At 70.6% G+C, this 20395-nt stretch carries 25 protein-coding genes and 1 pseudogene; 11 read left to right on the forward strand and 15 right to left on the reverse strand.

Features of this window, described 5'->3' with window-relative positions; all coding sequences use genetic code 11:
- Positions 1 to 145: 145 nt before the first annotated feature.
- The gene (locus tag ACIBAD_RS18670; RefSeq protein ID WP_393741392.1) at positions 146 to 934 is read right to left on the reverse strand and encodes a hypothetical protein; all 789 of its coding nucleotides are present in this window, start codon (positions 932 to 934) and stop codon (positions 146 to 148) included.
- Entirely contained in the window at positions 931 to 1494 is a 564-nt protein-coding gene (locus ACIBAD_RS18675; RefSeq protein WP_398907728.1) for a hypothetical protein, read from the reverse strand. Before ACIBAD_RS18675 ends, ACIBAD_RS18670 begins: the two co-directional genes overlap by 4 nt.
- Positions 1495 to 1899: 405 nt before the next feature.
- Between ACIBAD_RS18675 and ACIBAD_RS18680 the strand changes: the two genes are divergently transcribed.
- Positions 1900 to 2028: a hypothetical protein gene (locus tag ACIBAD_RS18680; protein WP_393741388.1), complete on the forward strand. Its 129-nt coding sequence runs from the start codon at positions 1900 to 1902 to the stop codon at positions 2026 to 2028.
- A gap of 397 nt (positions 2029 to 2425) precedes the next feature.
- On the opposite strand, the gene ACIBAD_RS18685 is transcribed toward ACIBAD_RS18680, so the two are convergent.
- Positions 2426 to 2599: a hypothetical protein gene (locus ACIBAD_RS18685; RefSeq protein ID WP_398907729.1), complete on the reverse strand. Its 174-nt coding sequence runs from the start codon at positions 2597 to 2599 to the stop codon at positions 2426 to 2428.
- Positions 2600 to 2868: 269 nt separating this feature from the next.
- Here ACIBAD_RS18685 and ACIBAD_RS18690 point away from each other — a divergent pair, with 269 nt between their 5' ends.
- Positions 2869 to 3309, forward strand: coding sequence for a class I SAM-dependent methyltransferase (locus ACIBAD_RS18690; RefSeq protein WP_398907860.1), 441 nt, complete (start codon positions 2869 to 2871; stop codon positions 3307 to 3309).
- On the opposite strand, the gene ACIBAD_RS18695 is transcribed toward ACIBAD_RS18690, so the two are convergent.
- From ACIBAD_RS18695 to ACIBAD_RS18710, 4 genes are all read right to left on the reverse strand, one after another.
- Positions 3293 to 3655 carry a hypothetical protein gene (locus ACIBAD_RS18695; RefSeq protein ID WP_398907730.1) on the reverse strand — a complete coding sequence of 121 codons (363 nt, stop codon included), beginning with the start codon at positions 3653 to 3655 and terminating at the stop codon, positions 3293 to 3295. The two genes, ACIBAD_RS18690 and ACIBAD_RS18695, sit on opposite strands and share 17 nt — an antisense overlap.
- A gap of 21 nt (positions 3656 to 3676) precedes the next feature.
- Positions 3677 to 5185: an amidase gene (locus ACIBAD_RS18700; protein ID WP_398907731.1), complete on the reverse strand. Its 1509-nt coding sequence runs from the start codon at positions 5183 to 5185 to the stop codon at positions 3677 to 3679.
- A complete protein-coding gene (locus tag ACIBAD_RS18705; protein WP_398907732.1) occupies positions 5182 to 6183 on the reverse strand; it encodes an NAD(P)H-dependent flavin oxidoreductase in 1002 nt (333 codons plus the stop codon). The genes ACIBAD_RS18700 and ACIBAD_RS18705 overlap by 4 nt, the downstream gene beginning before the upstream one ends.
- Before the next feature lie 78 nt (positions 6184 to 6261).
- Positions 6262 to 6636, reverse strand: a complete 375-nt coding sequence (locus tag ACIBAD_RS18710; protein WP_398907733.1) for a hypothetical protein — start codon at positions 6634 to 6636, stop codon at positions 6262 to 6264.
- Between the two features lie 29 nt (positions 6637 to 6665).
- Between ACIBAD_RS18710 and ACIBAD_RS18715 the strand changes: the two genes are divergently transcribed.
- Complete coding sequence (locus ACIBAD_RS18715) at positions 6666 to 7556, forward strand: hypothetical protein (protein WP_398907734.1); 891 nt, start codon at positions 6666 to 6668, stop codon at positions 7554 to 7556.
- A 5-nt stretch (positions 7557 to 7561) separates the two neighbouring features.
- On the forward strand, positions 7562 to 8329 hold the full coding sequence (locus tag ACIBAD_RS18720; protein ID WP_398907735.1) for a LuxR C-terminal-related transcriptional regulator: 768 nt from the start codon (positions 7562 to 7564) through the stop codon (positions 8327 to 8329).
- A gap of 312 nt (positions 8330 to 8641) precedes the next feature.
- Here the strand turns inward: ACIBAD_RS18720 and ACIBAD_RS18725 are convergent, their stop codons facing one another.
- The gene (locus tag ACIBAD_RS18725) at positions 8642 to 9508 is read right to left on the reverse strand and encodes an SDR family oxidoreductase (RefSeq protein WP_398907736.1); all 867 of its coding nucleotides are present in this window, start codon (positions 9506 to 9508) and stop codon (positions 8642 to 8644) included.
- 371 nt (positions 9509 to 9879) lie between these two features.
- Here ACIBAD_RS18725 and ACIBAD_RS18730 point away from each other — a divergent pair, with 371 nt between their 5' ends.
- Positions 9880 to 11985: a SpoIIE family protein phosphatase gene (locus tag ACIBAD_RS18730; RefSeq protein WP_393741373.1), complete on the forward strand. Its 2106-nt coding sequence runs from the start codon at positions 9880 to 9882 to the stop codon at positions 11983 to 11985.
- A gap of 126 nt (positions 11986 to 12111) precedes the next feature.
- Here ACIBAD_RS18730 and ACIBAD_RS18735 read toward each other — a convergent pair whose 3' ends face one another.
- Positions 12112 to 12375, reverse strand: coding sequence for a hypothetical protein (locus ACIBAD_RS18735; RefSeq protein WP_398907737.1), 264 nt, complete (start codon positions 12373 to 12375; stop codon positions 12112 to 12114).
- 41 nt (positions 12376 to 12416) lie between these two features.
- Between ACIBAD_RS18735 and ACIBAD_RS18740 the strand changes: the two genes are divergently transcribed.
- Both ACIBAD_RS18740 and ACIBAD_RS18745 read left to right on the forward strand, forming a co-directional pair.
- Entirely contained in the window at positions 12417 to 12800 is a 384-nt protein-coding gene (locus ACIBAD_RS18740; RefSeq protein WP_393741371.1) for a CGNR zinc finger domain-containing protein, read from the forward strand.
- Complete coding sequence (locus ACIBAD_RS18745) at positions 12745 to 13257, forward strand: SRPBCC family protein (protein ID WP_398907738.1); 513 nt, start codon at positions 12745 to 12747, stop codon at positions 13255 to 13257. Before ACIBAD_RS18740 ends, ACIBAD_RS18745 begins: the two co-directional genes overlap by 56 nt.
- 9 nt (positions 13258 to 13266) lie before the next feature.
- Here ACIBAD_RS18745 and ACIBAD_RS18750 read toward each other — a convergent pair whose 3' ends face one another.
- Complete coding sequence (locus tag ACIBAD_RS18750) at positions 13267 to 13596, reverse strand: TfoX/Sxy family protein (RefSeq protein WP_393741365.1); 330 nt, start codon at positions 13594 to 13596, stop codon at positions 13267 to 13269.
- A gap of 90 nt (positions 13597 to 13686) precedes the next feature.
- Here ACIBAD_RS18750 and ACIBAD_RS18755 point away from each other — a divergent pair, with 90 nt between their 5' ends.
- Complete coding sequence (locus ACIBAD_RS18755) at positions 13687 to 14781, forward strand: SLC13 family permease (RefSeq protein WP_398907739.1); 1095 nt, start codon at positions 13687 to 13689, stop codon at positions 14779 to 14781.
- A 70-nt stretch (positions 14782 to 14851) separates the two neighbouring features.
- Here ACIBAD_RS18755 and ACIBAD_RS18760 read toward each other — a convergent pair whose 3' ends face one another.
- The 3 genes from ACIBAD_RS18760 to ACIBAD_RS18770 form a co-directional block, all read right to left on the reverse strand.
- The gene (locus ACIBAD_RS18760; RefSeq protein WP_362403124.1) at positions 14852 to 15148 is read right to left on the reverse strand and encodes a hypothetical protein; all 297 of its coding nucleotides are present in this window, start codon (positions 15146 to 15148) and stop codon (positions 14852 to 14854) included.
- Between the two features lie 38 nt (positions 15149 to 15186).
- Positions 15187 to 15600 carry a hypothetical protein gene (locus ACIBAD_RS18765; protein ID WP_398907740.1) on the reverse strand — a complete coding sequence of 138 codons (414 nt, stop codon included), beginning with the start codon at positions 15598 to 15600 and terminating at the stop codon, positions 15187 to 15189.
- Between the two features lie 441 nt (positions 15601 to 16041).
- Positions 16042 to 17250 carry an NAD(P)/FAD-dependent oxidoreductase gene (locus tag ACIBAD_RS18770; RefSeq protein ID WP_398907741.1) on the reverse strand — a complete coding sequence of 403 codons (1209 nt, stop codon included), beginning with the start codon at positions 17248 to 17250 and terminating at the stop codon, positions 16042 to 16044.
- Between the two features lie 398 nt (positions 17251 to 17648).
- Here ACIBAD_RS18770 and ACIBAD_RS18775 point away from each other — a divergent pair, with 398 nt between their 5' ends.
- Positions 17649 to 18044, forward strand: a complete 396-nt coding sequence (locus ACIBAD_RS18775) for a carboxymuconolactone decarboxylase family protein (protein WP_215150402.1) — start codon at positions 17649 to 17651, stop codon at positions 18042 to 18044.
- Positions 18045 to 18047: 3 nt separating this feature from the next.
- Positions 18048 to 18275, forward strand: a complete 228-nt coding sequence (locus tag ACIBAD_RS18780; RefSeq protein ID WP_362406740.1) for a hypothetical protein — start codon at positions 18048 to 18050, stop codon at positions 18273 to 18275.
- A gap of 62 nt (positions 18276 to 18337) precedes the next feature.
- On the opposite strand, the pseudogene ACIBAD_RS18785 reads toward ACIBAD_RS18780, so the two are convergent.
- Positions 18338 to 19436, reverse strand: a pseudogene (locus ACIBAD_RS18785) (sulfite oxidase).
- Positions 19437 to 19500: 64 nt separating this feature from the next.
- On the opposite strand from ACIBAD_RS18785, the gene ACIBAD_RS18790 reads away from it, so the two are divergent.
- Positions 19501 to 20130 (forward strand): TfoX/Sxy family protein, encoded by a 630-nt coding sequence (locus tag ACIBAD_RS18790; RefSeq protein WP_398907742.1) that lies wholly within the window; start codon positions 19501 to 19503, stop codon positions 20128 to 20130.
- Here ACIBAD_RS18790 and ACIBAD_RS18795 read toward each other — a convergent pair.
- On the reverse strand, positions 20051 to 20395 hold the full coding sequence (locus tag ACIBAD_RS18795; RefSeq protein ID WP_398907743.1) for a hypothetical protein: 345 nt from the start codon (positions 20393 to 20395) through the stop codon (positions 20051 to 20053). The genes ACIBAD_RS18790 and ACIBAD_RS18795 overlap by 80 nt on opposite strands.

A 20395-nucleotide genomic window follows, 5' to 3' on the forward strand; every position in this document is an offset into this window, starting at 1 on the left:
ACGCGACCACCACGCCTCTCACGAGCGTCTGACCAGCCGGTTTCCCTTGATACCGCGCCAAGGACTGCGGCCCCGGAGACCACCGGCAGATTCTTCGTCTCATGGTGAACGGCAGCCGCGAGCCGTTGACCAGCGGAGACGCGGTTTACGGCTCTGAGGGGACTGGACGTTCCAGCGGAGTGCCCTCTTTGAGGAATCGGGTGACCGCGTCCATGCGGTCGGAGAACCCGACTGGTGTGTGGTCCGCCAGGAGATCAAGGTGGTCGGCGGGCCACGTCTGGGGGTTGCCCTTCAGCAAGACGAGGCGCTGATCGAAGGCATAGTCCGCGCGTTCGATGCGTTGCACGAGCGATAGTGCGTGTTCCAGTCCCTGCTCCGAGCCGCCGACGGCCTGTACCAGGACCGTTCGCTTGGGGAGGTTGATGCGCGCGGTGGGGCGTACCTTGGCGCCGCGGGGGAGCTCCACAGTGGGGCGCCGGTCGTAGGCGATGCGGGCATCGTCTAGGTACGCGTAGAGCTGCCGAACGAGTTTGCTGTCCCGCTCAGGAGCCGCGAGCCATCGCAGGCCGTCGGTGGTCAGCATGGCGCTGCTGAGGTCCGAGACGAGCGTCGCCGCCTGTTCCAGAGGTCGGCGGCCCACGATCCGTCCGTCAACTTCGCTGAGGCGGAACGCATTGAGAGTCTCGGTCCAGGCCGTCGCTGCCCGGGTAGGCCCCCAGACGTCGACTCCTGCATCGGCCAGGCGGGTCACCATGGTGCCTCCGTCGCTGGCCAAGGCGTCGTCTCCGGATACGCGCAGAAGGACGGTAACGCCGTCTCCGTCAGCGAAGTATGAGCGTCCGGTGAGCGCGACGGTTCCAAGGCGACCTGCCGGTGCGATGTGCCAGCAGCGCAAGTCCTCGGTGAGGCGCGGATCGAGGGGGGAGGCGCTCATGGATATTCCTCGAATCCCTCTAGCGTCGGGGGCGGCATGGGCGGCGCGGGCGGAACCCAAACGTAGCCCGTGGCGATGTCCATCTTGCATTCCTGGACGAAGTCCCTCACCACGCGGTCGTACTCTTCGTCCATAGAGGTGAGGGTCGCATCGGCGATCGGATCTGGCCCATGGCGGATGTCATCTGGGGCGTAGACGTCCCTGTTGCCCCGCCGCTCGCTCCACTTGTGTTTGTGCGTGCGGTTGATGAAGTGCTCGCCCGTTTCACGGTCTAGGTGTGTTCCCCGTACGTCGAGGCGGCGCAGGATCGTGCCACTTCCGGGATGGAGGAGCATCAGGCTGTACTCCCACGGCTTGTCGAGGCCTATGCGGAAGCGGAGCTCGAGGCGGCAGGAGAGGTCGGTCCAGACCGGAGTGTTTGCCTCGACGTGAATAGGGGCGGACAGCCGGCGCGGTGCATTCTTCTGCTTCCACCGGAATGGAAGGTGGAGGGCACCTCCGACCTTGCCCCCAAGGATCTTGTCCGCCAGGGCGTCGATCATCACGTCGTCAGGGTCCATCCACTCCCCCCTCAGCGTTGAGATGACGAACATAGAGCCGCTGCCGTCCGTTTCATAGAGGGCCGATCAACGTCTTGCTTCGGTGGCTTGCTCATGCGGTGCGGCTACTTGCCCCGCTCGCCATTCCTGGGGCGCGACGATGAGAGTGCTGAATGGCTGCCCTGCTTGCAGGCAGGCCGACCGCTCTGGTCGCACCAGGTACCGTCGCCGCAACCTGGTCTCGGCCGAAGTGGTGACGGCAGATGGTGGGCTCGTCGTGGCGAGCGAGCAGGAGCACGAGGACCTCTTCTGGGCACTGCGCGGCGGCGGTGGCAATTTCGGCGAGGTGATCCCCCTCGAATTCCGGCTCAGCCCGTCAAGGACATCTACGGCGGGCCGATCCGCTTCGAGCTGGACAGCGCCGACATGGTCCTGTGCTCCTTCCGGGCCTTCATCGCCGACGCGCCGGAGCAGCTCGGCGGCTTCCCGGCCTTCCAGATCGCCCCGATGCTGCCGTTCATCCCCGAGGCCGGCGCGGCGAGCCCTTCACACTGATCGTGTCGTGCTGGGCGGGGCCGCCGGAGGAGAGCGAGCGGGCGCTGCAACCCTTCCACGACCTCGCCCCGGTGGTCGCGGAACACGTCGGCGTCATGCCGTATCCCGCGCTCAACAGCACCTTCGACGCGCTCGTGCCGCGGTCTCCAGCACTACTGGAAGGCCAACTTCGTGACGGAGCTGAGCGACGCCGCGATCGAGGCGCACCTGGTGCACGGCCCGCGCCTGCCCGCCGTGAACTCGACGGTCCACATCTACCCGATCAACGGCGCCTGCCACCGGTTCGCCCCGGAGGCGACGGCCTTCGCCTACTGGGATGCCTCCTTCGCCACCGTCGTCGCTGGCATGTGGCCGGAACCCCGCGACAACGAGGCCAACACCGCCTGGTCCGCGACTACTACGAGGCCACCGCTCGCACTCCGAGGAGGGCGGCCTCGCGGGTCCGCTCGATCGTCGGCATCTCACCGGTACCCGCGTCCGGGTTCCCGCTCGAAGGGGAGATGTGGGAGCTGTTCGTCGGGGCCGTGGAGGATTCCGGCAACCGCCCCGGCGCCGCCCTGGCCCTCCGCATGCGAGGAACCTCTTCGGCTGGGGTGACATCCGTCCCTGCTGAGGCGGGGGGCGGATCCGGCCGCGGCGGACGTGCGGCCCGCATTTGCTCTCGTCTTGACTGGTGCTCGCGGCCGAGCTGCGAGCGGGTGGGGTCCCGGGCATGCTGGTTCGAGGCGGTAGGTGTCGGGCCCGCCGGGCCCTGGCCGTCCGGGATGAGGGTGAACGCCGGTGTGGGGCGAAGGGGAAGCGTACGAGCCGTACATCGGGCGGTGGAGCCGGCAGGTGGCGGTGGAGTGCGTCCGCCGGCTGGGCGTTGCGGAGGGCAGTGACTGGCGGGACATCGGTTGCGGGACGGGTGCCGTCACGCGGGCGGTCCTGGACGTGGCCCGTCCCCGGCGGGTGGTGGGAGTCGAGCCGTCGGACGGCTACGTCCGGTACGCCCGGCAGTACGTCACGGATTCCCGGGTCCCGTTCGTACGCGGCGATGCGATGAGGCTGCCGTTTCTGAAGTCAGGCCATAGCCCCCTCGCCGGCTCCGTCGGCGGTGGACGGGCCGGATTCTGGTGGGGCACCGGCTGGTCTGCCTCTCGGGGGGGCCGTAGGCCGGGCGCCCGTGTGGCTGCGTCAGTGCGTGTGGCGAGGTCGCGGTCGCACGGGGGCGGCCCGTGGAGACAGTCCTACGGGGCTGGTGTGGAGCATGAGCGGGGTCGGGTCAGCCCTGTGCCTTGATGTGGTCGATGACGGTGGTGAAGGCTTCGATGGGTGAGAAGTCCACGTATTCGCAGTCCTCGAGTGCCACGGGGGCGTGCCCGGGCGGCCAGTAGAAGGCCTGGCCCGCTTCGTAGGTCTCCTCCCCGTCCTTCGTCACCATCTTCAGCCTCCCTTTGAGCATGTAGCCCCAGTGAGGGCAGGCGCAAAGGCCGTCAGGCAGGCCGGTCAGGGCCGGCCTCATATCGGCGCCCTGCGGGAACCGGACGAAGGCCACGGACAGGTCCTCTCCGATTGCTTGCGTACGGAGTTCGACGCCTCCGCCTTCGATCACGACCGGTGTGTCATCCCGCGTCGTCGCGGTCATGGCCGTCTCCATTCCCTGGGGTTACGGGGAGCCACCTCCCTCCAGGCTCGCCCCGGCGGCCGGATCGTGCCACGTGGGCGCGGTGGGCCGGTCCGGGCGGCGGTCGGCCCAGGGGCGGGCGCGTTCAAGCTGGGCTGCGAGGCGCAGGAGGGTCGCCTCGTCGCCGGCACGGCCGAGGAAGTGGACGCCGATGGGCAGGCCGCTGCCGGACCAGTACAGGGGTACGGACATGGCGGGGCCGCCGGTGATGTTGGCGACGACGGCGGGGAACGCGACGAAGGGAGCGCTCCGCTCGGCGGCGCGCAGTGGTTCGTCCTCCGTGGAGGTCATCTCGCCCAGGAGGAGCGGTGGTTGCGCCAGGGTCGGAGTGAGCCAGGTGTCGAAGCGGCTGAGGAACCGGGCGGCGGTGCGGGCGAAGTGCTGGAGTGTGGTGACGGCGAGGAGGTAGTCGCCGCCGGTGAGGCGCAGGCCGTGTTCCCAGTACGCCCGGGTGAGGGGTTCGAGCTCGTCGGGGCGGGGTTCGCGGCCGAGTTCGCGGATCCAGTAGGCGAGGATCCAGGACAGGCCGGCGCCGTAGACGGCGCCGATGGCGTCGCCGACGTCCGGGGTGAGGCCTGGCAGGTCGGCTTCGACGAGTTCGTGGCCCAGTCCGGCGAGGAGCCCGAGGGCGTCGTCCAGGGCCGCGAGACAGTCGGCGTGCACGCGGTGGCCGTCCGCCGGGCGCCTGCTGAACGCGATGCGTAGTCGCCCCGGTTCGTGGTGGACCTCGTCGGCGAACGGCCCCGGCGTCTGGGGGGCCGGGTAGGGGTCGCCCGCCTCGGGCCCGGCGACGGCGTCCAGGAGTGCGGCGGAATCCCGTACGGAGCGGGTCAGGGCGTGTTCGCAGGCCCAGCCGCCGAAGGCGTCGCCGTAGGCGGCGCCGAGCGGCACCCGGGCCCGGTTGGGTTTGAGGCCGAACAGCCCGCAGCAGGAGGCGGGGAACCGGATGGAGCCGCCGACGTCGTTGCCGTGAGCCGCGGGGACCATCCGGGCCGCGACGGCGGCCGCGGATCCCCCGCTGGAGCCGCCGGTGGTCCGACTGCGGTCCCACGGATTGCGGGTCGGCCCGTAGAGGACGGACTCGCAGGTCGGGCTCATGCCGAACTCCGGTGTGCTGGTCTTGCCGAGGATGACGAGCCCGGCGGCGCGCAGCCTTCGTACGAGCTCCTGGTCGTGCGGGGAGACGTGGTCGCGCAGGAAGACCGATCCCTCGTGGAAGGGCACGCCCTCCTGCTCGGTGATGAGGTCCTTGAGCAGGTAGGGGACCCCGGTGAACGGGCCGTCCGGGAGACCGGCCCCGACCCGTTCCAGGGCCTGCTCGAACACCTGCGTGACGACGGCGTTGAGCTGCGGGTCGAGGGCTTCGATGCGGGTGACGGCCGCCGTGACGAGGTCCTCGGCGGTGGCTTCTCCGGTACGGACGAGCTGCGCCTGGGCGGTGGCGTCGAGCGCGGTCAGCGCTTCCACGTCTCCGGGGCTGAGGGCCGTCATGGCCTTGGGCCGATGGCGCGGGCCGCTGCCGCCAGCGCCGCCTCGGCTTCCCTTACGGTCCGGCGGACGATCTCGCCGGCGGGCAGGATCTCCTGAACGAGGGCAGTCGACTGGCCGGTCAAGGGGAGGTACTCCTCGCCACCGCCGGCCCGGATCGCGGCCATCACGCGAGGCACGATCTCCGCGGGGTCCACCTGTTCAGGGTGCTCGCGCAGCGCGTCCACCAAGGGGGTGCGAAGGCAGCGCGGCACCCCGGCACTGCCGGGGAGGTTGAACGGCGGCAGGATCCGCTCACTGCCCACGGCCTTCACCGCGTCCGACGCGGCGGACTCCACGATCCGGCTCTTCCACCCCTGCGACACGCTCATCTCCTGCGACGCGAGGAAGCGCGTCCCCATCAACACCCCCTGCGCCCCCAGTGCCAGCGCCGCGGCCAGGCCACGGCCGTCGGCGATCCCGCCGGCCGCGAGGACGGGTACCTCACCCGCCATGTCGACGACATCGGGGACCATCACCATCGTGCCGACATCCCCGCCCTGCCCGCCGGCCTCGCCGCCCTGCGCGACGATCACATCCGCTCCGGCCCGCAGAGCCTCGTCGGCCTGCCGCCGGCTGGAGACCTGCTGGATCCAGAGGATGCCGGCATCGTGCGCCCGGGCGATCAGGCCGGGCGGCACCGCCAGGTGGAAGGAGATCGCTGCCGGGCGCTCCTCGATCGTGGCCTGGAACGCTTCCTCGTCGAAGGGGCGGCTCGTGTGATTGATCGCGAACGGCCGGTCCGTCAGCCGCCGCAGCCGAGCCCACTGCTCCCTCAGTTCCGGGAGGGGCCGCACCGCCGTGCCGAGGCCGCCGAGGCCGCCGGCTCCGCACACTGCCGCCGCGAGATCGACCTCGTCCCAGGGGCCGAAGGGCGCGCAGACGATCGGGGCATCGATACCGAGAAGGCGGCATACAGGGGTGGTCAGCATCAGGACCTCCAGGGAGCTCGCGAGGATCATGCTGCGAGCGGCCGTGGCACGGGCTTCTCCGTCCCATCATCGCGTACGCCGCGCTCCCGGGCCTCGTGAAGGAACCCGTCATGCTCGGCCGGAAGGATCGGGAGCAGCCGCCGGGCGCCGTCCCCACGGGCCGGGCGCCCGGGATCCGACCGCGGCCCGGATCATGACCTTGGGGTTCAGCAGTACCGAGGGGGGCGCTGCCCGCATCGCGAACGCCGCGAGCCGACGGGAGATGTCCGGTTCGGACACGGCTGCCGCGCGGATCGCCCGCTGGAGCCAGCTGGGTGGCCGGGCGAGTGCTTCCCGCCGGCCCAGGGCGTCGTACGTGTCGATGAACCTGTGTGCCCGGCGGTAGTCGCGCAGCGCGCGGTGCAGGTCCCGGCCCTGGGCCAAAGGCTCGGCGGTCGCGTCGGCCAGCCACGCGGCACTGCGGAACGCCCAGCCGCAGCCCACGGCCGGAACCGGGTCCGAGGCCCGGCGAAGTGGAACCGGCGCGGCTCGCCGATCACGCAGAGCGTGCCGACGACCGGGCCGCCGTGCTCGCCTACGCACCCCTCGCGGCACAACGGGCATCCACGCTGGGGGCTCACACGGAGGCCGCGGCACACCTCCGCCGCGCACTCGAAGTGTTCCCGGGCAGCCCGGACGCGGACCGGGCCGGGCTCCTGGAGGAACTCGGCCGGCAGTGTCATCTCGCCGACGACCTCGACGGCGCCCTGCGCGCCCGGCAGGAGGCCGTCGAGGCGTGGCGGGAGGTCGGCGACGACCGTCGGCGGGGCGGGGCGCTGGTCGGGCTGGCGATCACCGCGGCGCACCTGGCCCGGGAGATCACGCTCGGCGAGAAGGCCTGCGACGAGGCACTCGCACTGCTGGCGGGGCAGCCACCGGGACCCGAGTACGCGCTCGCCTGCGCCATCCGCGGCAAGCTCTCCGCAATGGCGTTCCGCAACGCCGACGCGGTCGCGTGGGGCGAGCGGCTCCTCGCGATGGCCGGCGAGGGCACCGGACCGCTGGAACGGGCGCTCGCGCTGCTGCCCATCGGCATCGGCCGCGCCCAGGACGGCGACGTGTCCGGCCTCGACCTGATCGCGGAGAGCGTCCGCCTGGCGCGCGAAGCATCCGCAAACGATCAGGCCGGCCTCGGCTACTTCTGGCTCCAGCTGATCTGCGTGACCCGCCGCTGGTACCGGGAGGCCGAGCGGTGGTACGCGGAGGCCCTCTCCTTCACCGAAGAACACGGCCAGGAGGTGTGGCGCCAGTGGCTGCGTGCCTTCCGGTCGAGGGCGCTCCTCGACCGGGCCGGTGGGACGAGGCCGAGGCGCTCGCCTCGGAGGTGCTGCGCACGGCTGGCGTGGACGACGGGCGCAGGATGATAGCCATGGTGGTGCTGGGCCGGCTGCGCTCCCGCCGAGGTGACTCCGATCCCCGCCCCCTGCTGGCCCGGGTCCGTTCGGTCATGGTCACCGCCGAGCCGGTCGTCGGCTGGATCATCGGATCCACTCCGGCGCTGGCGGAAGCCGCGGCGTACACCGGCGACCTCGATCAGGTACGCGCGGTGGCCACCCCGGCCCTGGCCACCGCCGAGGAGCAGGGCGAGCCATGGCTGCTTGGCGAGCTGGCCTACTTGCTCTCGCGCGCCGACCGACCGGGCGAGGTCCAGGCGCGGGCAGCAGAACCGTACCGGCTCCAGCTGTCGGGCCGCCCGCGCGAGTCGGCAGAGCGTTGGCAGGAGATCGGCTGCCCCTACGAGGCCGCGCTCGCGCTCGCCGACACCACCGACGAAGGGATGCTGCGCGAGGCACTTGCGGCCTTCGACCGCCTGGGAGCCCGCCCGATGCGCGACATCACAGCCCGCCGCCTGCGCCGGCTCGGCGTGCGCGACATCCCCAGGCGCCCGTCCCGCGGTGCCGGCCCAGACGGGCTGAGTACCCGCGAGCGGGAGGTGCTCACCCTCTTGGCCGACGGACTCCGCAACGCAGAGATCGCCGACGAGCTGATCTTGTCGCGGCGCACCGTGGAGCACCACGTCGCCGCCGTGTTGCGCAAGCTCGGAGTGGCGAACCGGTCGGAAGCCGCTCGATACGCCCGGCGAAACGACGTGACCGCTCGCCGACCCGTCGTGCCCCCATCGCCCCTGACACCGTGATCGTCTTCTACCGGAACGCCAACGTCACCCCCGTCGCAGCCTGACATGCCGTCACGCGTGAGGCCCCGGCGACCTCTCGGTGGCCGAGGGGTTTCGTCCGTTCACTGCTCCGAGTGGGTCCGGTCGGTCAAGGCCCACGGTGTCCTTGCGAAGGCGCCGTGGGAGAGGGGGTGACCCCGGGCCCAGCCCCGGCAAGGGCCGCAGCGGCAACACCATCAGGTCGGCCACGTCGGTCCCCGGTGCTGATCCCGAATGCGGCGAAGCCCTGTGCCGGGACCCACTCTGCCGCGCGGGCTGCGTCCTGCTGCGGCATCAGCGGGTCAGGAGCGGTGCCATGAGGTCGTGGGCGAAGTCGGCGACGGGCCGTGGGTCGCGCCCGGTCAGTTGGCGCACGGAGTCGGTGGTGTCGGCATTGATGCCTTCCCTGAGCATCTGGAAGATGCCCATCACCCCCTCGGCGAGCCACGGAGGCAGGCCCGCCCCGAGCATGCCGGCCAGGGCCGCCTCGTCGGGTACGGCGACATACTCGACCGTCCGTCCGAGGGCGGCGGAGAGCTGGCGGGCGACCTCGGTGAAGGTGATGGCCTCCGGGCCGGTGATCAGGTGGGTCTCTCCGTCCCCGCTCTGCCCGCCGAGCACCGCGACCGCGCAGGCGGCCACGTCCCGGGGGTCGATCATGGCGACGCAGGCGTCGTCCGCAGGCAGGAAGATCCGCCCGGCCTGCCCGATCGTCGGCAGTGAACCGAGTAGGTTCGACATCAGGAAGCCGGACCGGAGAATCATGAACGGGATCCCCGCCGAGCGCAGGCGGTGCTCGATGCGGCCGTGCTGATCGGCGAACGTCTGCGCCGCCCCGACCTCGGCGCCGACCGTGGACAGCAGGACGATCTGTCGGACACCGGCCGTCGCTGCGGTCTCGATCGCGTTTGCCGCGTTCTCGACCTGCCGCGGGTCGTTGGCGCAGCTCAGGAAGGCCTGCTCGGCGCCCGCGAAGGCGGCACGGAGCGAATCGCGATCGGTGAAGTCCCCCTGCGCAAGGTCGGCGCCGGGGCCGAGTACGGCAGTGGCTCGTTCCAGGTTGCGGGTGAGCGCGCGGTAGGGGATGCCGCGCCGGCCCAGTTCGCTCACCACGTGTCGTCCGACGTTCCCGGTCGCGCCGGTCACCACAACGGTCGTCATCTCGTCGCGTCCTCACGCCGGTACGGGGCTTTCCACCCACGTTGTGCGCCATGACCGTCCTGAGGCCCTCAGGACACGCGGGTTCACCCGTCAGGACCCCTGGGCGGGCTACCCCGCCGGAATGGGAGGCCTGGTGCTGCTCCAGGCTGCCTCGGGCATTCCGGTCTGGTTCGGGTCGCGCTGAATCGGCCGGCTTCGCCCTCGAGGAAGCGGCGCAAGGACATCCAGCCACGGAAGGATCTCGTCCTATGGTGCGGTCGGCCAATCCGGGGGGACCATGGAACCCGAAGCGCCCACAGACGCAGGAGCCAGGCAGGGCCGGCGTCAGCGGACGGCCCGCGCGATGCCGGCAGGCGGAAGGAGAGCCTGCGATGAGCGCAGCCGAGGCACGTCGGGCCGATGCCGGTCGGCCGGAGGAGGGTGCGCCGGAGCCGAGCGGGCTGATGGACCTCCTCGGTGTCGCCGCCGTGCTGCTGAACGCTGATGGGCGGATCGTCCTGTGGAGCCCGCAGGCCGAGGACCTCTACGGCTACTCCGCCGAGGAGGCGCTCGGGCAGTACGCGGCGCCACTGCTCGTCCATGAACAGCACTGGGAACTGATGAGCAAGCTGTTCGCCCATGTCATGGGGACAGGCGAGAGCTGGGCCGGAGCGTTCCCCGTTCGGCACAAGGACGGCAGCACTCGACTGGTCGAGTTCCGCAACATGCGCCTGCTGGACGACCGCGGCAACTTCTACGCCCTCGGGCTCGCCGCCGACGAGACGACGTTGCGCGAGCTGGAGCGGGATGTCGCCCTGTCCACGCGGCTGATCTCACAATCCCCCATCGGGCTGGCGATCCTTGACACCGATCTGCGGTACGTGGCGGTCAACCCGGCCCTGGAGCGGATGCACGGCATATCCGTGAAGGACCACCTCGGCCGGCACTACCGCGAGATCATGACCGCCGCGAAGTTCGGGGTGGCCGAGGCCGCGATGAGGGAAGTTCTGAAGACCGGGATTCCGATGGTTGACCAATCCACCATCGTCGGCCGCACACCCGGCGACCCGGATCAGCACGCCTGGTCGATCTCCCTGTACCGGCTGGAGGACCCCCAGGGCCGGGTCCTCGGCGTGGCCGACCTGGTGGTCGACGTCACCGACCGGTATCAGGCGGCCATGGAGGCCGCAGAGGCCCGGCGGCGCCTGGCCCTGATCGCCGACGGCTCCGCCCGGATCGGCACCACCCTGGACGTGGAACAGACCGCCCGCGAGCTGGCCGAAGTCGTCGTTCCCGAGCTCGCCGACGTCGTCGCGGTCGACGTGCTCAACTCCGTCCTGGACGAACACCGCCCAGGCCCTGCTCCCCGAGACGGCCCGGAGCTCTTTCGCGCGCTCGCGCTGAAGGCCGCCTACCCCACGGAAGCGTTCCAGGCCGCCGACCCGCCCGGCGAGATCGCCGCCTACGCCGCCGACCGCGTGGCCACCGAGACCGTACGCACCGGGCAGCCACAGCTCATCGCCCACGCCGACGACACCGACCTGGCACGCATCGCCCGGGACAGCCACGCCGCCGGCCTTCTGGCCCGCGCCGGCGTGCACTCCTACATGTCGGTCCCGCTCACCGCACGCGGCCACGTCCTCGGCTTCCTGGGCCTCACTCGGGCCCGCAACCCGGCGCCCTTCGGCGAGGACGACCTCTCCCTCGCTGCCGAACTCGCTGCCCGCGCCGCCGTGTGCATCGACAACGCCCGTACGCACCAGAGCGTGCGCAACGCCGCCGAAACCCTGCAGCGCAGCCTGCTCCCCAGCCACCCGCCGCACCTTCCCGGACTGCAGATCGCCTCCCGGTACCGGCCCGCGCAGGCCACGTACGAGATCGGCGGCGACTGGTACGACGTCTTCCCCCTCGACCGCGACAGGACCGCACTCGTCGTGGGCGACGTCATGGGCAGCGGCATCGACGCCGCCGCCGCCATGGGCCGCCTACGCACCGCCACCAGCGCCTTCGCCGACCTCAACCTCGACCCCGACCAGCTCCTCCAGCACCTCGACAAGATCACCTCGGGGCTGGAGCACTACATCGCCACCTGCGTCTACGCCGTCTACGACCCCCACCGTGCCGAATGCCACATCGCCAACGCCGGCCACCTACCGCCCGCCCTCGTACGCAGCGGCAAGCACCCCGAACTCCTCGACCTGCCCACCGGCACCCCGCTCGGAGTCGGCGGAGCCCTCTTCGAGACCACCACCTTCGGCCTCGGCATCGGCGACCAGCTGGTCCTGTACACCGACGGACTGGTCGAAACCCGCCACCATCCCATCGATGAACGACTCGAAACCCTCCTCGCCCTGCTCGACGTGCCCGACGATTCCCTGGAAGAGACCTGCGACCGGCTCCTACGCGAACTCCGGCGTCCCGACGACCCAGATGACGTCGCCCTGCTCATCTGCCGTACGCAACCCTTCACACGTGGTGCTGATCCCCCACAGAGCTGATCCCGGAGCCACCACCTTGCGGCTGGTGATGCCCAGCTCGCCCGGACATCGCTCCACTTGCGCACCACGCAGACACTCGGCGGCCAGCACCCCGACGACACACGTCGGCACGGAGATCTAACGGTCCTACTGGCGGGGGAGCCGGGCCTTGATCAAGTACTCGGCTTCCTCGGACAGTCGCGCACGCCGGCCTTCTTCGTCGGCGATCTCGATCTCCCCCCGCAGGGCCAACTCCGTGCGCAGTACGGTCGTTCCCGGGACAGGTACCCGCTGACCTGGCTTCTCCGTGAACGGCTGCAGCTCTGCTGCCAGGGCCTTCGCATCGTCCGATGCGCTCCGGCGCAGCGAAAGGAAGACCCGGGCCAGCCAGTCCGCGGGGATCTGCACCATGAAGTCGGTCAAGCAGGTGTAACGACCAGCCCAGGTGGTCCGTGTCGCTCGACCGCCCGAGCGGCCCAAGGGTGTCGGCCACCGGCACCCGGGACGCAGCCCTCGCGGCACTGAACGAGGCGTGCAGCGTGACACCGGTGTGGGCGACGCTCCACTGGCCTTCGGGTGGGGACCCGGCCCGCATCGTGCGCGCCAGCGACCTCGCGGGGCAGGCGGTGGTCGCCGTGCTCGCCGGACAAGCCGTCGACCTGTTCACCGGCGACATGCGACCGCAGCTGCGTGCCTGCCTGGCGCCGGGCTGCGTGCTCTACTTCGTGAAGCAGCACCCCCGCCGCGAATGGTGCTCGGCCGGCTGCGGCAACCGTGCCCGTGTCGCCCGCCACTACCAGCGCCACCGGGGCACCAAGACCGCCCCCGAGTCCTGAGCGGAGGCTCTCCGATGAAGGTCGACGTGCTGACCGAGGCCGTGATCGCCGCCCCGTCCGACAAGGTCGCCGCCTACGCGGCCGACCCCACGCACGCACCGAGTGGTACGCGAACATCACCTCCGTCGACTGGCGGACGCCGCCGCCGTTGGCTGTCGGCTCCAGGGTCGCGTTCGTCGCCCGCTTCATCGGCAGGCGGCTGGCCTACACATACGAGATCACCGCGTACGAGCCCGGGCGCCGACTGGTGATGCGGACGGACGAAGGACCCTTCCCCACGGAGACCACCTACACCTGGGAGCCGTACGGGGAAGGCTCGAACCGCACGCGCATGACGCTGCGCAACCGGGGCGAGCCCAGTGGGTTCGCCTCCTTCGGCGCCACCGTGATGGCGGCGGCCATGCGCCGCGCCCAGCACAAGGACCTGGCGGCACTCAAGGCGCTGCTGGAGCAGTGAGTACGGATCTCACTTGGGCGGCAGCGTGTCCGCGAACGCCACTGCCGTCGTGAGCCAGTGGTCCAGCACCGCATCCTCCGCCAAGGCCCGGCCGCTGACCGTCACCCAGCCGCGCATCGGGCGACCGGTGAAGTCCATGGGCCGGGCCTCCGGGCGGGCGAGAGCCTGTTCGGTCCCGTCCGGACCCACACGGGCGATGACCTCGTCGCCGGACACGCCCACGGTCATGTTGCCGTGCAGCAGGAACGCGAGACCGCCGAACATCCGTTTCTCGGTGACGGCGGGCTGCTCACCGAGCCGCTCCCGGATCCGCTGGGCCAGTCCTTCGTCGTACGTCATGCACCCACTGTCCTGCGCGGTACGGGTGCCCGCGCGCCGGGCACCGCCGCGATGTGCCGGTGCGGGCGGTGCTCGGCCCCGCCGAGCAGGATGATCCACGGGGTAGGGTTTCCGGAGGCAGGGTGGTCATCGACCTCCCTGCCGTTCCACGTCGCGGCCGCCGGTGATGCCAGCCGCCCGGAGGCATCCGGAGGTGCCTCGGCGGCGCCTCCGCCCCCTGCCGCGCACCCCGTTCTGTCAACGAGGTGCCCCAGCCCGACAGGCCCTGACCCCTGCTCGCTTCCCCGATGTCCGCCGTCGCGCGCATCGTTCGCCGAAGTCCTGGCCTCGAACATCGGGGGCACGGCCACCCTCGTCGGTGACCCGCCGAACATCATCATCGCCAGCCGGGCCGGGCTCACCTTCAACGACTTCCTGGTGCACCTCGCCCCGCTGTGCGTCGTGCTCGTGGGCGTACTGGTGCTTCTGTGCCGGGTGATGTTCGCGAAGCACTTCGTCTACGACGAGAAGCGCGCGGCTGAGCTCATGGACCTTCGCGAACGCGAGGCGATCACCGAACCTCGGCTCCTGGCTCAAGGCCTCGGCGTCCTCGCGCTCGTCGTGGCGGGCTTCGTCCTGCACCCGGTGCTGCACTACGAGCCGAGCGTCGTGGCCCTGCTCGGCGCGGGCCTGCTCATCGCGATCTCCAAGGTCGAGACGGGGGAGATCCTCGGCGAGGTGGAGTGGCCCACCCTCGCCTTCTTCGCAGGGTTGTTCGTCATGGTCGGGGCGCTGATCGAGACCGGTGTCATCGGAAGCCTGGCAGGCTCCCTCGCGGATGCGATCGGCGGTGACGCACTCGGCGGATCCATGATGCTCCTGGGTGGATCCGCGGTCCTCTCGGGGATCATTGACAACATCCCTTACGTGGCCACGATGGCTCCGATCACCAGCGAGCTGGTCGGCGAAATGGGTGGCGACCCCGACCACGTGATGTGGTGGGCGCTCGCGCTGGGCGCCGACCTCGGAGGCAACGCCACCGCCATCGGAGCTTCCGCCAACGTCGTGGTGCTCGGCATCGCCGAACGCAACCGCCACCCCATCAGCTTCTGGGCATTCACCAAGTACGGCCTCGTGGTCACGATGGCGACCGTCGCCCTCTGCGCCCTCTACCTGTGGTTGCGCTACTTCGCCCTCGCCGGGTGAGCATCGTCATCGGCTCGTGGGCAGCCCGGCTGTTGGACCGCTAAGGCTTAGGCGACACCCGACTTGAAAATCAGGTGCCGGAGTTGTCGACGAACCCCACGACATCGAGGTATTCGATTTTGGGCGGGACGCCATAAATCCCCGTCACCTTGCCGACGAGCTCCTCCGTGAAGAAGGTGCGGCCTTTTTCCTCGTCATCCCACACGTAGAAGTTCCTTGCCCGAACACCGTCTTCGTCGAGCATGAAACTCTTGAAGCGAAGGCCGGCCATGCCTTCGAACGGTGCCCGGAGTTCGCCGGCAATCCTTGCGAGAGTTGCACGATCGAACTTGTCGGTCTGCGTAAAAGTCACGAGCACGCCGATCATCGGGCCTCCTGTCGATCCAGTGATGCTAGCGGCGGAGCCTAGTACACGCGGCCGGAAATTCTGGGCGTTAGGCCGCGAGTGGGAGGTGCGGCTCGCGGTCCGCTATTCGGGCCAGGAGCGCGTCGCTCGTCCACACCGCCGGAAGCGGTCTCCACGATCAGCAGCCCCTGGCCGTGGACGAGGTCCCTGATCCGCCGCAAGAGCCTGCAGGGGTCGCCGCCGATGCCGATGTTCCCGTCGATGAGCAGGGCCGTTCCCCACGTGCCCTCACCGGGAATCGGATCGAACACCGAACAGTGCAGTGCGGCGCCACCCCGGCGCACCGTGGTGATCACGGCGGACGGCGACACGTCGATCCCGAGTGTGTAGTGCCCGCGGTGGAGCAGCGCCTCGACCAGCCGGCCGGCCCCGCCCCCGATGTCCAGTACGCGGCCCTTGCAACGGCGCAGCACGGCGTGATCACCGGCGTCCGCTCGCGCGCACCGCCTCTCGAGACATCCAGGGGACAGCACCAACCGTCCGCATCGCGCAGTGACAGATCACCCCGCCGGGTGTGCATTGCCTCTGCGTAGGGGCCGTTGTTCCAGGCCCTCAGCGGTACGGAGCGGCCCAGAACCAGAGGTGCTCACACAGGCTCCCTATGAGCGACAGGGGCCGCCGCAGTCCGGGGCGGGCGGCGGCCATCCTCCATGCATCGCCACAAACGCCGGGATGGGCGGGGCAGTGGCGGCCGATTCCATCGAACGGCCCTCTCCGGATTCCTGGCGCTGGATCCCTGGAGCCGCCGCGGTGGGTCACCGGGGCCGACGGTCCCGGCCCAGGGCGAACGTGACGAGGATCCCGGCGAGCGCGCCGGCCCTCGTCTACGAGGACGACGAGGGGAGACGGGCGGCTCAGCCCGCTGCGGGGGCCAGGGCCGGGTCGGAGAAGAACGCCGAAGGAGCGGTCACCCCGGCGATCACCCGGGCGAACCCGTCCATCGTCTCTTGCCGCTGCGCGATGGCGCCGAACATCTGCTGCATCTGCGGGGTCGGCGGGTCCAGCTGGGCGAACTCGGCGGTGAACTCGTACATCTCCTGTACCCGCGCGTCGCGGGCCTCTTGGTAGTCCCGCATGGCCTCCGCGAAGGGGCGTTGTCCGGTGAGGGTCTCGTCGACGGCCCGGGCGCACAGCTCCGCGTCCTGGAAGGCGTCCTGGATGCCCTGCGCGGTGATGAAGTCCTTGAGGTAGCCGGCGTCCCCGACCAAGGCCCAGCCCGGTCCGTACGGTCTGCGGAAGTAGTTCGGGACGGCAGTCCCGACGAGCCGCTCGACACGGGTGGCCGAGGCGGTCCGTTCGGCGAGGGAGGGAGCCAGAGCGATGGTGGCCAGGTACTCCGCCTCGGCGTCGGCCCGGTGCGCCTCGGCTTCGCGCATCGGCCAGCCGCAGATGAGCAGGGTCAGGCCGTCGTTGGTGGGCCAGCCCGCGAGCGCCCGGTCGGGCCGAAGGAAGGCCTCGAAGTGCTCGAACCCGAGCCCTGACCAGTAGGTGTAATAGCTGGCCTGCAGTTTCGGCTTCTCGGCGTACGAGGCGGCTCCGGCGGTCCGCGCGACGAACGAGTGGGCTCCGTCCGCGCCGACCACCACCTGGGCGTGCTCCGTCACCTGGGGGCCGTCGTGTTCGCGGCCCGTGATCCCGGTCACGGTGCCGTCCGTACCCCCGCCGTCGGTCACCAACTCCTCAACGGAGAAGGCCTCACGTACCTCGACGCCCGCTTCCGAGGCCGCATCCACGAGGATCTTGTCCAGGACGGTGCGGCGCGGTGCGTACGAGCCGGAGAACCCGCACCCGGCCGGTGAGCCCGCCAGGGTGAGCGGTCCGAGGTCGAACGAGTAGGTGGTGATCTCCGGCAGACCGCCGGCGGTCACTCGGCTCAGCAGGCCCCAGCGGTCCAGGGCCGCCAGGCCCGGCGGGTGGATCAGGTGCGTGGAGACGGTGTCGCTCGGGAAACGGGCGCGGTCCACCAGAAGGACCCGGTGGCCCCGGCGGGCCAGCAGCATCGCGGTCGGTGCACCCGCGCAGCGGGCCCCGACGACGATGGCGTCGTAGGTCTTGTTCGTCATGGCCTCACCTGCCGGTCGCTGTTCTTCCACGCTATCCGCGGACCTAGGGCGGCGCCCCCGGAGAAGGGGCCCGCGGTCCCGGCCGACTGTGCGGACGGGGCCGGATTCGTCTGGCGGCCGCGCGTCCGGGGGGCTCCCGGCCGTGAATCATGTGTCACCGGACGATCACCATCCGTGCCGAGCGTCCCGTGGGGCGGCCTCTCCGTCCGTCGCCGGAGATGGTGGAGGTGCGTAAGCTTGATGTGAGGGCCTGCCGGTGCCAGAGGGCTCTCTCCGCCGGGGCAGTGGGGTGTTACGCAACGGCGGTCCGAGCCCGTCGATGGCCGGTGCCGACACGCTCGCGACCAGCGCGGGCGAGCCTGGTCGGGCACGCGGAGCCTTCGGAGGAGGCTGTTTTCATGACGACCACGGTCAGTCGCGCCGATGTCGAAGCGGACATCAAGGAAACCCTGGGCCTGGTGCCGCACTTCTTCCAGAGCATTCCGACCGAGCTGCTGGGCCCGGAGTGGGAGATCTTCAAGCGGATCGAACTCGGCGAGACGCTGATCCCGAACAAGTACAAGGAGTTGATCGGCGTCGGGCTGCACGCCGAGACCAAGTGCCGGTACTGCAGCCTGTTCCACGCCGAGGCGGCCAAGCTCTTCGGTGCCACGGACGAGGAGATCCAGGAAGCCGTGCACTACGCGAAGGCGAGTCTGGGCTGGAGTGCCTACATCAACGGCATGCAGGAGGACTACGACCAGTTCGCCTCCGAGCTGGGCCAGGTCGTCGAGTACGTACGCTCCAAGGGCTGACTGATGCTGCTGGAGAGGCTGCGCCCGGCGGTACTCCGCGGCACGTTCCACGTGTACGAACTGTCCGCACTGGTCACGGCGGCCCGCTACGTCGTGGAGTCCGCTCCGGCCGACGTACCGGCCGAGTCGCTGGACCATCTCCGTCAGCTGCTCGACGATTACGACCGGCAGGTGCAAGACCTGCCGGCCGCGGCCGCCCAGCCGACACGAGGCGGCCCCGCGGCAACGTGAACGGCAGAGATGCCACCATGTCCCGCTGCCCCGTCCATCCCCGTCCATCCCGGTGCCGGGAGTCAGCGGCACAGGACGGGGACTCGCTGGACGGCGTTGTTGCCGAAGCCGCCACGGTTCCATGGCTGTTCGAGGGGCTGGGTGCGGCCCGAGGCGTCCGTGGCCCGGACCGTCAGGGTGTGACTGCCCGGGGTGGCCGTCCACTCCGTGTGCCAGGCCTGCCAGGCCGCCGGATGCGGCCCGGGCGGCTTGACCTCGGTGTCGGCCCACGTCAGCCCTCCGTCAGGACTGAACCCGACCCGTACGACCGGCCCGTGCCCCGACCAGGCACGGCCTTCCAGCCGTACGGGCCCTGGGTGCACGACGCGGGTGCGGGACATGAAGTCCGGGAATCCGGGCGGTACGAGCAGGGCGCGCGGCGCGATCCGGGTGACTGGTTCGCCGGGCTCCTCCGGGGTCTGCCGGTAACGGTAGGCGACCGTCTGCTGGAAGCCGGTGAACGGGCGATCGACGAGAGTGATGTCGCGCAGCCATTTCACGTGGGCCATGCCGTACCAGCCGGGGACGACCAGACGGACCGGGTACCCGTGCTGCGGGGGCAGTGGCGTGCCGTTCATGGCGTAGGCGATCAGTACGTCCTCGCCGACGGGCAGTGGAAGACTGCGCTGGTAGTCCTGCTCGACGCCCCGCTCCACGCCGTGGTCGGCGCCGGTGAACACGGCTTCGACGGCATCAGGCCCTACCCCGGCCGCGTCGAGCACCGCCTGCAGAGGCACGCCCGTCCATCGGCGCTGCCCACGGCCTCGACCAGCCAGGGCTGGCTGACGGGCCTGGGCGAGAGCCGGGCCGGCCGTTGCCCGCGCACTCCATGGTGACCCGGGTCGTGACGGCCGGGAGCGCGCGGAGGGCGGCCAGGCCCAGCCTGAGCGGCGTGCGGACCGTCCCGCCGACGGTCAGCCGCCACTCGTCGTCGTTCGCCACGGGGATGTCGTAGTGGACCAGCACGTAGTGCAGCCCCGCCGGTGTGACCTCGTAGCGCAGCGCCTCCAGCGGCATCCCGTGGTTGCGCGCAGCGAGCGCCAGCTCCTCCGCGCCGATGCCTTCACCGGCATCCGCCACGCGACCGGGGCTGCTGACATCGCTCAGGGACGGCGGTTCCATGCCCCCATGGTCGCGCGAGGCACTCCGCCCGGCACGTCACGGGGCCCCGCGGGAGAGTGGGCGTATGACGTACGACGAAGGTCTGGCCCAGCGGATCAGGGAGCAGCTCCGCGAGCGGCCGGACATCACCGAGAAGCGGATGTTCGGCGGCCTGTCCTTCCTTCTGTGCGGGCACATGAGCGTGGGCGTGGTCGGCGACGAGCTCATCGCCCGGGTGGGTCCGGACCGGGCCGAGGAGGCGCTCGCCCGGCCGGAGGCCCGGCCCATGGACTTCACCGGGCGCCCGATGCGCGGCTGGGTGACGGTCGGAGGCCCTGCCCTCGCGGAGGAGTCCGTCCTGCGGCACTGGGTGACGACGGCGGTGGCCTTCGCCTGCCCACGCTTCCCCGGAAGTAGCGCAGCCGACGGGTGCACGCGCCTGCTTACCCGAGGTTTCGCGAGCTCCGGGTGCGAGCCAGTGAAGGCGGTTGCCGAGACCGGCCACATCGAAGGCGGCGGTGATGGATGCGCTTGCGGACTGGGAGCCCGGCTGGCACGCTGGGGGTCAAGGGGTCGCAGGTTCAAATCCTGTCGTCCCGACCAGCGTTTACGCAGGTCGGAGGCCGTTCTCTCATTCATGAGAGGGCGGCCTTTCGTGCGTCCGGAGCCATGGTGGTCGCACGTCCGGTCTGTGGCCGGTCGGCCGTGGCACTGAAGCCGGGTACTGCGGGGGAGCGGTGTCGGCGGAGGGCTTCGCGGATCCGGTGGATGTGGTCGCGTGGTGGTCGCAGCCACGGTGTCCGGCCCGTTTCGTGGCCGGCGTTCTCGGCTCCGGTGAGGGTGTGGTCGACGGCTTCGCGGGCTGCCTGTTGGGTGAGGTGGGTGCAGAGGTTGGCGGTCGTCGAGAGGGTGGAGTGCCGCAGCGTCTTGGAGACGACGGTGAGGGGGACGCCGGCGGTGATGGTGATCGTGGCGGCCAT

Origin of the sequence: Streptomyces sp. NPDC051109 (assembly GCF_044455885.1) — a bacterium.
Lineage (GTDB): Bacteria > Actinomycetota > Actinomycetes > Streptomycetales > Streptomycetaceae > Streptomyces.

Bases quoted from the DNA above. Each gene is read 5' to 3' on its own strand.
- ACIBAD_RS18670 (WP_393741392.1), bottom strand. From the start codon at position 934: ATGAGCGCCTCCCCCCTCGATCCGCGCCTCACCGAGGACTTGCGCTGC.
- ACIBAD_RS18695 (WP_398907730.1), bottom strand. From the start codon at position 3,655: ATGACCGCGACGACGCGGGATGACACACCGGTCGTGATCGAAGGCGGA.
- ACIBAD_RS18685 (WP_398907729.1), bottom strand. From the start codon at position 2,599: ATGCGGAGGGCCAGGGCGGCGCCGGGGCGGTTGCCGGAATCCTCCACG.
- ACIBAD_RS18750 (WP_393741365.1), bottom strand. From the start codon at position 13,596: ATGACGTACGACGAAGGACTGGCCCAGCGGATCCGGGAGCGGCTCGGT.
- ACIBAD_RS18775 (WP_215150402.1), top strand. From the start codon at position 17,649: ATGACGACCACGGTCAGTCGCGCCGATGTCGAAGCGGACATCAAGGAA.
- ACIBAD_RS18675 (WP_398907728.1), bottom strand. From the start codon at position 1,494: ATGGACCCTGACGACGTGATGATCGACGCCCTGGCGGACAAGATCCTT.
- ACIBAD_RS18760 (WP_362403124.1), bottom strand. From the start codon at position 15,148: ATGATCGGCGTGCTCGTGACTTTTACGCAGACCGACAAGTTCGATCGT.
- ACIBAD_RS18735 (WP_398907737.1), bottom strand. From the start codon at position 12,375: ATGGTGCAGATCCCCGCGGACTGGCTGGCCCGGGTCTTCCTTTCGCTG.
- ACIBAD_RS18680 (WP_393741388.1), top strand. From the start codon at position 1,900: ATGGTCCTGTGCTCCTTCCGGGCCTTCATCGCCGACGCGCCGGAGCAG.
- ACIBAD_RS18780 (WP_362406740.1), top strand. From the start codon at position 18,048: ATGCTGCTGGAGAGGCTGCGCCCGGCGGTACTCCGCGGCACGTTCCAC.
- ACIBAD_RS18755 (WP_398907739.1), top strand. From the start codon at position 13,687: ATGATCCACGGGGTAGGGTTTCCGGAGGCAGGGTGGTCATCGACCTCC.
- ACIBAD_RS18795 (WP_398907743.1), bottom strand. From the start codon at position 20,395: ATGGCCGCCACGATCACCATCACCGCCGGCGTCCCCCTCACCGTCGTC.
- ACIBAD_RS18790 (WP_398907742.1), top strand. From the start codon at position 19,501: ATGACGTACGACGAAGGTCTGGCCCAGCGGATCAGGGAGCAGCTCCGC.
- ACIBAD_RS18730 (WP_393741373.1), top strand. From the start codon at position 9,880: ATGAGCGCAGCCGAGGCACGTCGGGCCGATGCCGGTCGGCCGGAGGAG.
- ACIBAD_RS18705 (WP_398907732.1), bottom strand. From the start codon at position 6,183: ATGATCCTCGCGAGCTCCCTGGAGGTCCTGATGCTGACCACCCCTGTA.
- ACIBAD_RS18720 (WP_398907735.1), top strand. From the start codon at position 7,562: ATGGTGGTGCTGGGCCGGCTGCGCTCCCGCCGAGGTGACTCCGATCCC.
- ACIBAD_RS18770 (WP_398907741.1), bottom strand. From the start codon at position 17,250: ATGACGAACAAGACCTACGACGCCATCGTCGTCGGGGCCCGCTGCGCG.
- ACIBAD_RS18700 (WP_398907731.1), bottom strand. From the start codon at position 5,185: ATGACGGCCCTCAGCCCCGGAGACGTGGAAGCGCTGACCGCGCTCGAC.
- ACIBAD_RS18725 (WP_398907736.1), bottom strand. From the start codon at position 9,508: ATGACGACCGTTGTGGTGACCGGCGCGACCGGGAACGTCGGACGACAC.